Annotated in this window: 14 protein-coding genes and 3 pseudogenes; 9 read left to right on the top strand and 8 right to left on the bottom strand. The window is 68.3% G+C overall.

What is annotated here, in order from left to right; all coding sequences use genetic code 11:
* The first annotated feature begins 1 nt into the window (after position 1).
* A complete protein-coding gene (locus tag K6T84_RS10490) occupies positions 2 to 649 on the top strand; it encodes a TetR/AcrR family transcriptional regulator (protein ID WP_225400992.1) in 648 nt (215 codons plus the stop codon).
* A gap of 43 nt (positions 650 to 692) precedes the next feature.
* Entirely contained in the window at positions 693 to 1451 is a 759-nt protein-coding gene (locus K6T84_RS10485) for an SCO6745 family protein (RefSeq protein WP_224863892.1), read from the top strand.
* A gap of 4 nt (positions 1452 to 1455) precedes the next feature.
* Here the strand turns inward: K6T84_RS10485 and K6T84_RS10480 are convergent, their stop codons facing one another.
* Together K6T84_RS10480 and K6T84_RS10475 are read right to left on the bottom strand one after the other, a co-directional pair.
* The gene (locus K6T84_RS10480) at positions 1456 to 2484 is read right to left on the bottom strand and encodes a fused (3R)-hydroxyacyl-ACP dehydratase subunits HadA/HadB (RefSeq protein WP_225400991.1); all 1029 of its coding nucleotides are present in this window, start codon (positions 2482 to 2484) and stop codon (positions 1456 to 1458) included.
* A gap of 61 nt (positions 2485 to 2545) precedes the next feature.
* Positions 2546 to 3439: an IclR family transcriptional regulator gene (locus K6T84_RS10475; RefSeq protein WP_224863894.1), complete on the bottom strand. Its 894-nt coding sequence runs from the start codon at positions 3437 to 3439 to the stop codon at positions 2546 to 2548.
* A gap of 66 nt (positions 3440 to 3505) precedes the next feature.
* Between K6T84_RS10475 and K6T84_RS10470 the strand changes: the two genes are divergently transcribed.
* Genes K6T84_RS10470 through K6T84_RS10450 form a run of 5 tightly spaced genes read left to right on the top strand, consistent with a single transcriptional unit; the run spans position 3506 to position 9026 of the window.
* Positions 3506 to 4459 carry an SDR family NAD(P)-dependent oxidoreductase gene (locus K6T84_RS10470; RefSeq protein WP_225400990.1) on the top strand — a complete coding sequence of 318 codons (954 nt, stop codon included), beginning with the start codon at positions 3506 to 3508 and terminating at the stop codon, positions 4457 to 4459.
* Positions 4456 to 5259, top strand: a complete 804-nt coding sequence (locus tag K6T84_RS10465; protein WP_225400989.1) for an acetoacetate decarboxylase family protein — start codon at positions 4456 to 4458, stop codon at positions 5257 to 5259. Before K6T84_RS10470 ends, K6T84_RS10465 begins: the two co-directional genes overlap by 4 nt.
* Positions 5260 to 5263: 4 nt before the next feature.
* Positions 5264 to 6478 carry an amidohydrolase family protein gene (locus K6T84_RS10460; protein WP_225400988.1) on the top strand — a complete coding sequence of 405 codons (1215 nt, stop codon included), beginning with the start codon at positions 5264 to 5266 and terminating at the stop codon, positions 6476 to 6478.
* A 15-nt stretch (positions 6479 to 6493) separates the two neighbouring features.
* Complete coding sequence (locus K6T84_RS10455) at positions 6494 to 7762, top strand: amidohydrolase family protein (protein WP_225397830.1); 1269 nt, start codon at positions 6494 to 6496, stop codon at positions 7760 to 7762.
* A gap of 10 nt (positions 7763 to 7772) precedes the next feature.
* Complete coding sequence (locus K6T84_RS10450; RefSeq protein WP_225400987.1) at positions 7773 to 9026, top strand: amidohydrolase family protein; 1254 nt, start codon at positions 7773 to 7775, stop codon at positions 9024 to 9026.
* 11 nt (positions 9027 to 9037) lie between these two features.
* Here the strand turns inward: K6T84_RS10450 and K6T84_RS10445 are convergent, their stop codons facing one another.
* Both K6T84_RS10445 and K6T84_RS10440 read right to left on the bottom strand, forming a co-directional pair.
* Positions 9038 to 10219: an acyl-CoA dehydrogenase family protein gene (locus tag K6T84_RS10445; RefSeq protein WP_225400986.1), complete on the bottom strand. Its 1182-nt coding sequence runs from the start codon at positions 10217 to 10219 to the stop codon at positions 9038 to 9040.
* 105 nt (positions 10220 to 10324) lie between these two features.
* Positions 10325 to 10492, bottom strand: a pseudogene (locus K6T84_RS10440) (class I SAM-dependent methyltransferase); the annotation flags it as partial.
* Positions 10493 to 10496: 4 nt separating this feature from the next.
* On the opposite strand from K6T84_RS10440, the pseudogene K6T84_RS10435 reads away from it, so the two are divergent.
* A pseudogene (locus K6T84_RS10435) lies at positions 10497 to 10746 on the top strand (amidohydrolase family protein); the annotation flags it as partial.
* 27 nt (positions 10747 to 10773) lie between these two features.
* Here the strand turns inward: K6T84_RS10435 and K6T84_RS10430 are convergent.
* The 4 genes and pseudogenes from K6T84_RS10430 to K6T84_RS10415 all read right to left on the bottom strand — a co-directional run bounded on the left by K6T84_RS10430 (position 10774) and on the right by K6T84_RS10415 (position 12130).
* Entirely contained in the window at positions 10774 to 11070 is a 297-nt protein-coding gene (locus K6T84_RS10430) for a type II toxin-antitoxin system RelE/ParE family toxin (protein ID WP_225400985.1), read from the bottom strand.
* Entirely contained in the window at positions 11067 to 11318 is a 252-nt protein-coding gene (locus K6T84_RS10425) for a type II toxin-antitoxin system ParD family antitoxin (protein ID WP_225400984.1), read from the bottom strand. The genes K6T84_RS10430 and K6T84_RS10425 overlap by 4 nt, the downstream gene beginning before the upstream one ends.
* An 85-nt stretch (positions 11319 to 11403) precedes the next feature.
* A pseudogene (locus K6T84_RS10420) lies at positions 11404 to 11526 on the bottom strand (hypothetical protein); the annotation flags it as partial.
* Between the two features lie 34 nt (positions 11527 to 11560).
* On the bottom strand, positions 11561 to 12130 hold the full coding sequence (locus K6T84_RS10415) for a TetR/AcrR family transcriptional regulator (RefSeq protein ID WP_224863903.1): 570 nt from the start codon (positions 12128 to 12130) through the stop codon (positions 11561 to 11563).
* 94 nt (positions 12131 to 12224) lie between these two features.
* Between K6T84_RS10415 and K6T84_RS10410 the strand changes: the two genes are divergently transcribed.
* Positions 12225 to 12677 (top strand): hypothetical protein, encoded by a 453-nt coding sequence (locus tag K6T84_RS10410; RefSeq protein ID WP_225400983.1) that lies wholly within the window; start codon positions 12225 to 12227, stop codon positions 12675 to 12677.
* The last annotated feature ends 55 nt before the right edge of the window (positions 12678 to 12732 follow it).

The following is a 12732-nucleotide window of genomic DNA, read 5'->3' as shown; positions in this document are numbered from 1 at the left end:
CATGGCCGCGCCCAACCCGCCGCCGCGCAAGCAGGAACGCGGCACCGCCGCGCAGCGCAAGATGATCCAAGCCGCCCAATCGCTGATCGCCGAAGGCGGTTTCGGCCACGCCACCATGGCCCGCATCGGGGAGCGGGCCGGCTACAGCCGCGGCCTGGCCGACTACCACTTCGCGTCGAAGTCGGAGATCGTCGAGAAGATCATCGACGAGATCGCCCGCGGTTGGGATGACCGCATCGGATCCGCCGAACCGCGCCGCGGCATGCCCGCGCTGGCGCACGCCATCGACGTCGCGATGGCCGGACTGGAGGACGATCCGACACCGGCGCGGGTACTGCAGGTGCTCGCCAGTGAGGCACCCGGGCTCGAACCGGCCATCCGGGAACTGCTGGCCCGCCATGACGAGTCCTACCGGCGAAGGTTGCGGCGCTGGATCGTCGAAGCGCAGCAGGACGGAACCGCGCGCACCGACATCGATCCGGTCGCGGCGTCGGCGGTGATCGAGGGGATGTTGCGCGGCGTTGGCTACCAGTGGATGCTCAATCCGGAATCGTTGCGGCCCACCGCGATGGTGCCGACGTTGCGCGATGCGGTGCTGGGTCTGCTTGCCCGCCCGGCCGGACTGTGGGGCGCACCGCCGGAACGCTGATGCAACACTGGTCGCATCCCATCCGAAAGAGGAGACACGCCCCATGAGCGAGACCGAATTGTTGGACGCTGTTGTTGCGACCGGAACCGCGATGGAACAGGCCGTCGCGACCTTCATGCTGCACCCGGAGACCTTCGGTGCCAGTATCGCCGCCGGCTATACGAACCCGCTGTCGGGCTACGTCGCCGGCCGCGGGGGAGTGCTCGGCGAGGCCACCGGTGCGACCGTTGCGTCGGTGTTCGCGGTGTTCGAACCGACTGCGCTGGGCGCGATGTGGGACGAAGGTGTTGCGGTGCGCGGCGCCGCCGGTGCGGCGCAGCTGTATTGGGAGCAGACCGCGGAGTTCGGGCGTAAGTACCTGGCCGGTGCCGACGGGCTGGACCGGATCGCCGCGCTGGGCGAGAAGATCATCGCCGCAACGCCGCCCGCGGGATTGCCGCTGTTCGCCGGATGGCGGGCCATGCCGCTGGCCGACGACCCCGCCGGCCGGGCACTGCAGGTGATGTTCGTGCTGCGGGAGCTGCGCGCCGCCGTGCACTTCGGCGCGCTGTGCATCTCCGGTGTCACCCCGATCGAGGCACACATGCTCAACAAGGGGCCGCAGTACGCCGCGATGTTCGGCTGGCCCGAACCGTACCCCGACGGCGCCGGCAAGCGCGACGAGTACGCGCAGATCGAGCAGATGACCAACCGGCGGATGACCGACTTGTTCACTACCGCACTTGATTCCGCTGAGGCAACCGAACTCGCCCGGCTGAGCACAGCCGCCCTGGCGTCGCTGCGGGCCGCCGTTCCCGGCTGAGGCGTCAGCGGAAGCGGACGCCCAGCGTCGCCAGGCCGAAGATCTTCTTGTCGGCGGACTTTGCGCCGACCAGGATCACCCCGGTGCGGGTCTCGGGGTCGAGTGACTTGATCTTGCCGCTGAACTCGATGTCGGCGCCTTCCTTGGCCGACACGATCGCCGGGGCCGAGAGCCGCACCGCGAAGCGGGTGACCGCCCCGGGGTCGCCGGTCCAGGTCGAGGCGAAGCCGGCGCCCAAGCCCATGGTGAGCATGCCGTGCGCGATCACGTCGGGCAGCCCGGCCAGCTTGGCGATCTCCTCGTCCCAGTGGATCGGGTTCGCATCGCCGGCCACCCCGGCGTAGTTGACCAGGTCGCCCCGCGAGAGCCGGGTGTGGTGCACCGGCAACGCGTCCCCGACCTTCACCTCGTCGAACGACGGTGTCGCCGGGGTGCGGGTCAGGCCCCCGGTGGACAGCGGGGCAGCGGGGCCGGGCCGGGTCGTCTTGACGTAGTTGGCGTTTGACTGCCCGATGTCGAGGATGTTGACGTCGTGCATCATCGCGCGGTGCACCGCGGACTTGACGTCCGGGCCGATGTCCTCGGCGGTGACGCCGACGACGGTGGTGTGCAGGGTGTGCACCACTTCGCCCGCGGTGTCGGTGAAGGTGTTGGTGACGGTGATCAGGTCGCGGCCGGCGATCCGGCGCACCGATGTCAGCTCCACGTCGATCGTGAGCTCGTCGCCGGCGACGATCGGGCGGTGCTGCTCGAAGACCTCTTCGGTCTGCATGTAGGTGTCGTAGCCGACGACCACCGATTCGAACATCTCACGGTTGCAGCTCATCCCGGGAGTCGAGGTGAACGTCAGCGGCGCCACCAGCTCCGGGTAGCCCATCTCCGCCGCTGCGGCGACATCCCAGTGCGCGGGGTGGTAGTCCTGTACCGCGCGGGCGTACTCACGTACCTTCTCCCGGCCGACCAGGTACGTGCCGTCCATCTGGTAGTAGTGGCCGACGCGGGCTTCCATTGCCGATGCTTCTGGTGCGGTCATGAATTGACTCAACCGTTCTGTCGGCGGGTTTGCTGGCACCGACCAGAGAACCCTAGCGCGCCTACCGGCTGGCGGGCTCCGCAGCCAAGGCGGCGCTGAGTCGGCGCGTCGCCTCATGCAGCTGCGTCCCCAACCGCATGACGGTCGCCCCGGTCATCGGTGCGGCGCTGGGAACCAGGCTCAGCATCAGGGCGACCCGCGAATCCGGCCCCAGGATCGGGGAGTCGATGTGGCTCACCTCGTAGCTGCGGTCCGGGGCCAGGCTGACCGGGAACCACTCCTCGGTATGGATCAGTTCGTCGGTCAGCGCCTGCGCCAGTTGGCTCAACCGGGTGGAGCGAACCTCGGCGCTGCGCACGATCAGCGCGAGTTCCTGCAGCCGCAGATCAGGCAGGATATGCAGGCCGACCGCGTAGCCACGTTGCGTCACGGCCGCAAGCGCGTGGCGGTAGCGATCGCGCACCTCGGGGGGAAGGGCGGCCAGCCAGTCCTCGCGCACCTGCGGCCCGGACCAGGCAGCGATCGAAGCCCCATACGGCGGGCGGTGCGGGAACTGGGTGCCGATCGGCATCGGGTGACCGCCGCCGTGGCGGCTGCGGACCTGATCGACGACGGTGGAGTAGTCCTCGCTGACCGAGAAGGCGATGCAGTGCGCTCCCGTGGCGGCGGACAACTCGGCCATCTCCGAGCGGGCCAACACCAGGGCCGGATAGTGGCCGGCCGCCTCCCTGCCGAGCCGGACCAGGGCAGGACCCAGGTGGTAGGTCTTGCGAACCGGGTCACGCAGCAGCCAGCCGGCCCGCAGCAGTTCGGACAGCATCGAGTGGCAGCTGGCCTTGTGGACGCTCAGATGACGTGACACCTCGGCCAGGGTCATGCCGTCGTCAGCCACACCCGCCAGGTGCTCGAACAGGTTCACCACTCGCTCGGTCTGCGGGGAGGGACGGGCGGCCATGGCAGAACCATAGCCGCGTGGTCGCATAGTGCGACCTATTGCGGTGGTATACGCGACCATGTGACGATGCCCACAATGTCTAGAGTCGCGGACCTTCGAGGCAAGACGGCGGTCGTCACCGGGGGCGCCGGTGGTATCGGCCAGGCACTGGGCCGGCGTTTCGGTCGGGCGGGCATGAAGGTGGTGCTCGCCGACGTCCTCGCCGAACCGCTGCGGGAGGCGACCCGAGCTCTCGCCGACGAGGGGATCGAGGCGGCCGGAGTGGTCACCGACGTCACCGACTACACCTCGGTCGAGGCACTGGCCGACGCCGCTCGCGATCGATTCGGTGGGGTGCACGTGGTGTGCAACAACGCCGGCACCGGCGCGGTCTCCGAGGGCTACCTGTGGGAACACGACCTGGCCGACTGGCGGTGGGGAATCGACGTCAATGTGCTGGGCGTCATCCACGGCATCAAAGCGTTCGTGCCGATCCTGCTCGAGGCGGGCGAGGGACACCTGATCAACACCTGCTCGGGCAACGGTGGATTCGCCCCGATCGCCCGGGGCGCCATGGGCGGCCCGGCCACCGCCGTCTACCCGATGACCAAGGCCGCGGTGCTCTGCCTGACCGAAAGCCTCTACACCCATCTGGAGATGACCGGGACGCGGGTGCGGGCGCACGTGCTGTTCCCGGGCGGCTTCCTCAACACCGGGATCTGGGAGTCGTGGCGGCATCGGCCGGATCGCTACGCCGCGACCCAGCAACGCCGCACCCCGGAGACGACGCTGGCAGGCGTGGTGGACCGCTTCGAAGCCGCCGGCGCGCACGTCGAGTTCACCCCGCTCGACACTGTCGCCGACCTGGTGATCGACGGCATTGCGGCCGAACGGTTCTGGATGATGGGGCCGCCCACCGCGGCCGATCAGGTCGTCAGCAAGAAGGCCGAGTCGATCCTGGCGCGCGGCGAACCCGACTATCTGGTCGACGTGCTGGTCCAGCACGCCGAGAGCACCTCGGATGAAGGAGGAAGGCCTTGAGCACCATCGCAGTTCGCTACGGCCCGCGGCCCCCGCAGGAGCGGGTCGACCATGAGATCGATGCCACCAGGGCGCCTATCGCCACCGAGGCGGTGACGATCACCTACCTGACCGATCCGGAGATCGTCGCGGCCGTACTGCCCCGGCCGCTGGAACCGGCCGCCGAACCGCTGGTGCGCGTCCAGCTGCAGCGGGTCCGCATCGAGGGCATGCCGACGTTCACCTCGGCGGTGTTCTCGGTGACCGCCCGGCACGGTGACATCGCCGGCGACTATCCGCTGTTCATGCCGCAATCCACCGAACAATCGGTCACCGGCGGGCGCGAGACCTTCGGCGAGCCCAAGAAGATCGCACGCATCGAGGTGGAGCGCGACGGCGATCGCATAACCGCCGGCGTGAACCGGCTGGGCCATCAGCTCGTCACCGTCACCGGCCGGGTGACCGGCCCGGCGGAGCTGCCGCCCGACCAGATCAACACCGAGTTCTACTTCAAGTTCCTGCGTGCCCCCGACGGCAACGGCATCACCGACCCGCACCTGGTCTACGGCGAATACCACCGGCACTATGAGGTACTCGAGAACATCGAAGGCACAGTCGAACTGGGGGAGTCCCCGCTGGATCCGGTGGCCGACATCGTGATTCGCGAAATCCGTTCGATCAGCTGGTGCCGCCGACGCACCGTCCAGGTGGGGCGGATCGCCGAGCGGGTGCCCGCCGAATGGCTGCTGCCGTATGTGCACCAGCGCTACGACGATGTCGCCCTGCTCGCCGCCCCCCGGCCCGAGTCGGCGCGGGCCTAAGTCCATGGACCGCTACACCATCATCTCGGCGGACTGCCACGCCGGCGCCGACCTGTTGGACTACCGCGAATACCTGGATCCGGGCTTCCGGGACGAATTCGACAGTTGGGCGAAGACTTACGTCAACCCCTTCGGCGACCTCACCGAGCCCGATGCCGAACGCAGCTGGAACAGTGAGCGGCGCAACGCCGATCTGGACGCCGAAGGTGTTGCCGGCGAGATCATCTACCCCAATACCGTGCCTCCGTTCTTCCCCAGCGGCAGCCTGGCCGCTCCGCCCCCGGAGAACGCCCGCGAGGTCGAGCTGCGCTGGGCCGGACTGCGGGCGCACAACCGCTGGCTGGCCGACTTCTGTTCGCGAGCACCGGAGCGGCGCGCCGGGGTGGGCCAGATCCTGCTCGAAGACCTCGACGAAGCCGTCGCCGAAGTCGCCCGGATCGCCGAACTCGGATTGCGCGGCGGGGTGCTGCTGCCCGGGGTCGCCCCCGGCGCTGCGATCCCGCAGCTCTACGCCGAGCACTGGGCGCCGCTGTGGGCGGCCTGCGACGAGGCGGGTGTGGTGGTCAACCACCACGGCGGCACCGCCGGACCGACCCCGACCGACGGGTGGGGCAGCTCGTTCGCGGTATGGGTCTACGAGACCCACTGGTATGCGCACCGGGCGCTGTGGCACCTGATCTTCTCCGGCGCACTGGATCGCCATCCGGACCTCACCGTGGTCTTCACCGAGCAGGGCGCCGGGTGGATACCGGCGACGCTGGACTCGCTCGACGTCGCGGCGGCCCGCTATGCGCGGCCCGGTTCGGCGATCTCCCGCTTCGCCGGACCCACCGCCGGCTCGCTGAGCCTGCAGCCCAGCCAGTACTGGTCCCGGCAGTGCTACGTCGGCGCCAGCTTCATGCGGCCCGTGGAGTGCGCCGAACGGCACGCTATCGGCGTCGAGAAGATCATGTGGGGCAGCGACTACCCGCACTACGAGGGGACCGGCCGCTATACCCGGGAAGCGTTGCGGCACACCTTCGCCGGTGTCCCTCCCGCCGAGGTGGCGGCCATGCTCGGTGGGAACGCGGCCGCCGTCTACGGCTTCGACCTGGCGGCGCTGGCGCCGTTGACCGAGCGGATCGGCCCGACCGTGGCCGAGGTAGCCGAACCACTGGTGGACTTACCCGCCGATGCGAGCAGCACCGTTTTCGAACCCGACCCCATCCGTACCTGGTAGGCGAAAGGAAGCCCTATGGACCCGTACACGATCATCTCCGCCGACACCCACGCCGAACTGCCGACTGAGCGGTACCGCGAGTACGTCGACCCCGAATACCTCGACGACTTCGAGGTCTATCTGGCCGAGAAGACCGCCGCGGCGCAGGCCGGCGGGTTCATCGACGAGGAGTTCGCCCAGGAGTGGTTCGACGAGCACGGTGAGGGCATCGCCGGCGGCTGGGATGTGGCGCTGCGGGATCGGGAACTCGACGGTGACGGGGTGGTCGGTGAGGTCATCTTCCCCGACGCCGACGCGGTGACCGGGGTCGCCGGGGCCCCGTTCGGGGCCGGCCTGGGCCAGTCCGGCGACCTGGACCCCGGACGCGCCATGGCCGGGGCGCGGGCCCACAATCGCTGGCTCGCCGAACTGTGCAGCCACAGCCCCGAGCGGCGCGCCGGGGTCGCGGTGGTGCCGATCCTGGCCGACGTCGATGCCGCGGTCGCCGAGATCACCCGCGCGGCGGAATCCGGGCTGCGGGGCGGGATCCTGATCCCGGCCCGCTGGGTCGGCTACCCGCCGTACCACGACCGCCGCTACGACAAGGTCTGGGCCGCTTGCCAAGACCTGCAGATGCCGGTGCACACCCACTCCGGGCCGGCCCCGCAGGAGGAGTACGGCGGGCACCTGGGCATCTACGTCACCGAGGTGCGCTGGTGGGGCGCCCGGCCGTTGTGGTTCGCATTGTGGTCGGGGGTGTTCGAGCGTTTCCCCGGCCTGCGCTGGGGGGTCACCGAGTGCGGCGCCTTCTGGGCCAACGATCTGCTCTGGCTGATGGACACCCGGTTCCTGCGAGAGCACTCGGCCAAGAAGATGAGCCATCACATGGAAGGCGACCTGACGATGCCGCCGTCGGCCTACTTCGACCGGAACTGCTTCATCGGGGCCACCACCACCGAGCGCCGAGAGCTGGCCAGACGCTACGAGATCGGTGTCTCCAACATGTTGTGGGGCAACGATTTCCCGCACCCGGAAGGGACCTGGCCGCACACCCTCGACTGGCTGCGGCGGTCCTTCTGGGACATTCCGGTCGACGAGACCCGACAGATGCTCGGCCTGGCGGCAGCTGAGCTGTACAACTTCGATCTCGCGGCGCTGGCGCCGCTGGCCGCGCGCATCGGCCCGACGCCCGCGGACCTCGGCCAGGACGACGCGGTCAGCATCCCGAAGTGGGAGGCGGCGCGGGAGATCGGCCGGCACTGGCTCACCGACGCCGAGCCGATCCCCGACCTGGTGCAGAACTGAGGAAACCACGATGGATCGCTACGTCGTCATCTCGACCGACACGCACGCCGGGGCCGATCTCTACGACTACAAGCGGTATCTGCCGGCGCGGTTGCACGACGAGTTCGATTCCTGGGCAAAGACATACCAGAGCCCGTTCGACGACCTGATCATCGCGACCGCCAGCCGGAACTGGGATCACGACCTGCGGATCACCGACATGGACGCCGACGGCGTTGCCGCCGAGGTGTTGTTGCCCAACACCGTTCCACCGTTCTTCCCGACCACCCCCAACATCACCATCAGCCTGCCCCGCACCCGCGACGATTTCGAGAAGCGTTGGGCCGGAGTGCAGGCCCACAACCGGTGGCAAATCGACTTCTGCGCGCTGGCCCCGACGCGACGTCGCGGTCTGATTCAGATCTTCCCCAACGACATCGAGTTGGCGTGCCAGGAGATTCGCTGGGGTGCCGCGCAGGACTGCTTCGGCGGGGTGCTCATCCCGGCCGTATCACCGGGTGATCCGCAGGTGGCCCCGCTGTTTCACACCCGCTACGAACCGATCTGGGCCTTGTGCGCGGAACTCGACCTGACGGTGGTGCAGCACGCCGGGGCCGGCAGCCCCGAGATGCCGATGGACCAGCCGGCCTCCAACCCGGTGCTCATCACCGAGATGGCGACGTGGGCCCAGCGAACCTTGAGTCACCTGATCCTCGCCGGAGTCTTCGAGCGGTACCCGACGCTGCGATTCGTCCCGACCGAGCAGGGCACCATGTGGGTGCAGCAACAGCTGATGCTGCTCGACGTCATGGTGCCGATGATGAAGACCGAGGCGCACAACCGCACCTACGGGATGTTCGGGGGGTCCTCCGTCGACGAGATGACCCTGTTGCCTAGCGAATACGCCCGGCGGAATGTCTACCTGGCCAGCGAGCTGACCCCCTACGAGTCGTCGATGATCGACTACCTGGGGGCCGACCACATCATGTGGGGCAGCGACTACCCGCACGAGGAGGGTTTCGCGCCGCACTCCAAACTGGCGATCCGCTGGGCGCTGCATGACCGGTCCGAGGACGAGTGCCGGAAGATCCTCGGCGGCAACGCGGCCCGGCTGTACCGGTTCGACCTGGATGCGCTGGCGCCCGTCGCCGCCAGGATCGGGCCGACCGTCGACGAAGTCGCCACACCGCTGGGCGACACCGGATATGTGTCCCCAGGCGGCTTCGGCTACCGGCCGTTCGAAGGCGGGCTGGCACTCAAGCGGATGGCGCCGGCCCGCGGGTAGCGGTCGCGCCTTTAGATCATCGCCCGCAGCGGGCCCTGCGGCTCGATGCCCAACGAACTCAGCGCCGAGGCGTGGAACGTGGTCCCGGGCACGTGGATCGCATGGTTGAGCCCGGCATGCGCGTCGCGCCAATACCGTTGCAGCGGTTTGTCCATCCGCAGCGCGTTACCACCGGAGCGAGCGAAGATCTCATCGACGGCGCCCACCGCGCGCCACACCGCACGAACCTGGGTGCGGCGCCCCGCGGCGCGGTCGGCGAAGCTGACTTCCTTGCCGGCGGCGACCATGTCGTAGATCCGGTCGGCGTTGGCCAGCAGCTCCTGCCGGGCGGCGTTGATGTCGGCGGCCGCCTCCCCTATCGCGTACATGACATAGGGGTCGTCTTTGATCGCGGTCCCGGTGGCGCTCACCCGTTCCCGCTGATAGTCCAGATGGGCGGCCAGCGCGCCTTCGGCGATACCGATGACCGCCGAGGAGATGCCGAGCGGGAACATCGTCGACCACGGCATCAGATACAGCGGATCTGTCATGCCGGCCTCGCGCTGGGCGCTGCCGTCCATCACCTTCATGCCGTCCATCGTGCGGTAGCTCGGAACGAAGGCGTCTTTGACGATCACGTCCTTGGACCCGGTTCCGCGCAGCCCCACCACATCCCAGGAGTCGTCGACGATCTCGTAGTCCGAGCGCGGCAGGATCATGTGCAGGATGGCCGGTGGCATCACCGGAACGCCGTCGGCGTCGCCGACGATCGCACCGAGAATGATCCAGTCGCAGTGGTCGGTACCGGAGCTGAATCCCCACCGGCCGTTGAAGATGTAGCCGTCGTCGACCGGCTTGGCCACACCCTGCGGCGCATACGGCGAGGCCATCCAGGTGTTGACGTCGGTGCCCCAGATCTCGTCGCCCACCCGCGGATCGGCGTAGGCCAGCTGGTAGGGGTGCACCCCGACCACCCCGTTGACCCATCCCGCCGACGGGTCCAGTGCCGCGGTGGCCATCACGGTTTCGGCCCACTCGCGCGGATGCGCCTGGAATCCACCGTGTTTGGCCGACTGCAGCAACCGGATCGAGCCGGCGTCCTTCATCGCCTTGACGGTCTCATCGGTCAGTCGGCCGATCCGCTCGGCTTCGCCGGCCTGCTCCCGCAACTGGTCGGCGATGCCCATCAGTCGGTCGATTACCCGTTCACCCATGTTGTCGCCCTAACGTCGGGGATGCGAAAAGCGGTGGTCTGCTGCAGGTGATGATGACACGGCCGGCGCGCGGCGTCCGCCGAAAAGACAACCGGGACAATCATGCGTCTGCCGGCTGTAGCGATGCGGGATCGAGTCGAAGATGAACTGACCGCCGGGAAATCGTGTTGCGCACTCGGCGATCAGGTTCAGTGCGTCATGCGGGGCGAGGTACATCAGCAGGCCCTCCGCGGTGATCAGGATCGGGCGATCATCGCCGACGTGAGTCATCCAGCCGTGGGCCCGCGACCGGCATCGCGGCGACAAGCTGCCGCTGGAATACCTGGTGCGCAAACAGTGCCGGGACAACCGCGCAACTGTTCGGGCTGAGTGACCGCGGGGTCATCGAGGTCGGCAAGAAGGCCGACCTCAACGTGATCGACATGGAGGCGCTGAGGCTGCACCCGGCCCGGATGGCCTACGACCTGCCGGCCGGTGGCCGGCGTCTGCTGCAGGGCGCCAGCGGGTATGTCGCGACGATCGTCAGCGACGACCCGGGCGCATGAGCACTTCCATCACAAGTGCAAATCTGTGTCCATCCGGCGGTGTAGGACGCGGATGACATCAACGACGTCCTCAGCGGTCAACCGGTAGAACAGTGCGTGGGAACCGACCGATAGCTTGCGATAGCCGAGTCGGATCTCATCGCAGGTCCGGTCGATCCGGGGATTCGCCGCAACGCGTGCGATGGCGTATTGGATTTCGCGCAGGTATTCATCGGCCTGATCAATGCCCCACTGCTCGTGGGTGTAATCCCATATCTGTTCCAGATCCGCCTGCGCGGCCGGTGAGAGTAGATATCGGCTGGTCACCGGGTGCGTGATACTTCGGTCCGCTTGCGGTCGAGAAACGCGTCGAAGTCAAATGGCGTGGACGCGCCGCTACTTTCGCCATCCTCCAGCGCGGTGCGCAGCACACGTAGCTGGGTTTCACGATCCTCCAGTAGTCGCAAGGCCGAGCGAATGACCTCACTGACCGATCGGTAGCGGCCGGCCGCGATCTCCTGATCGATGAAGGCCTGGTAGTGCGCGTCGAGCACGAAGGAAGTGTTCTTGCCCATGATAAGAAGGTACCAAATCTTGGTATCGAGGGGCACTCGGCCGCGCCGCCGAAACCCGCAGGGTGGGGATACCGGCGATCAGATCCAGCAGCGCGGGCAGGTAGGCGGTGAAGTAGGGGCGCAGACCGTCCAGCCCGCGGGTCACGACGACGGCGGCGTCGTCCCGCTCGGCGGCCAGCCGGTCGGGGGAGCGTGCCCGCGCCACAGTCGGCGGTCCAGCGGTGCCCGGGAAGCGCGCGAGCTCAGGACGGCTCCCGGGCGACGCCGCGCTCGAAGATGCGGGTCAGCGTCGGCACGATGGTGTGCCGGTCCACCAGGCCGTGGGCCGCCTCGCGGCTGGCCTTGATCATCAGGCCGAACAACGCGATCCGGATCCACTCCGCGCTGATCTCCGGGTCGAAGACACCTTCGCGTTGCCCGCGGACGATGAGATCGAGGATCGGCGTCGAGTTGGGCAGCTGTTCGCCGGGGATATCGCGCAGCACGGCCGGGTCGGCGAACAGAAACACGATCCGGTCGCCCTCGGGAACCAGGCTGGTGATCAGCCGGCGCATCGCGTCGCGGGCCGGACCCTGGTCGATGGCCGCGTCGGCGATCGTCTCATCGATGACGCGGATCGAGTCCAGGGTGGTCTCGTGGATCAACCGGTCCCGGTCGGCGAAGTAGCGGTGCACGGTGGAGCGGGCCACCTCGGCGGCGGCGGCGATCATCGGCAGGGTGGCGGTGCGATCCCGGGCCAGCACCGATGCCGTCGCACCGAGAATCGCCGCACGGGTGCGCGATTGCGAACCGGTGAGCTCCGCGACGTCCATGCCGCGATGATAGACCCTCACACGTCCCTTTATGGGACATTGACGTCCGATTACTAGACGGTCTAGTCTTCACGACGGAAAAAGGGGTGGCGCGATGAACTGGACCGTCTTCGGCACGAACTGGCACTTGTTCGGTGACCTGGCCGCGGCCGCCTTCGTAGTGCTGCTGGTGGCGGCGACCGGCGTGTTCTTCCACATCCGGCGCCTGCGCAACCGGGCGCCGCTGCCGATCAGCGAGGGAGTCGGGGCCCGCAAAGCGGTCTTGGCCAAGGTGCGCAAGGGCGAGCCGCTCTCGCCGCAGGAGCATGAGTTCGTCGGCCGGGTGATCGACGACCACCGCACTGCGCTGGCGTTCTGCATTCCCGCCGCGATCTTCTCGCTGGGCTGCTTCTATGTGCTCGGCAGCCTGGAGCAACTGCACGGCGCCACCCCGTCCGAACGCACCTTCATCGGGGTGATCCCGATGTTCGGCTCGTTGAACGTGACCGCCCAGACGCTGCGGATCGCCAAACTCAAGAAGCGCCTGCCGGTTTCGGTGACGCAGTGAGCTCGCTGCTGGCGCGGGCCTGGCTGCCGCTGGTCGCGGTGGTCGCGCTCGGCCT

Origin of the sequence: Mycobacterium zoologicum (assembly GCF_020181635.2) — a bacterium.
Classification (GTDB): domain Bacteria; phylum Actinomycetota; class Actinomycetes; order Mycobacteriales; family Mycobacteriaceae; genus Mycobacterium; species Mycobacterium zoologicum.
This window is presented reverse-complemented; position numbering and strand designations above follow the sequence as displayed.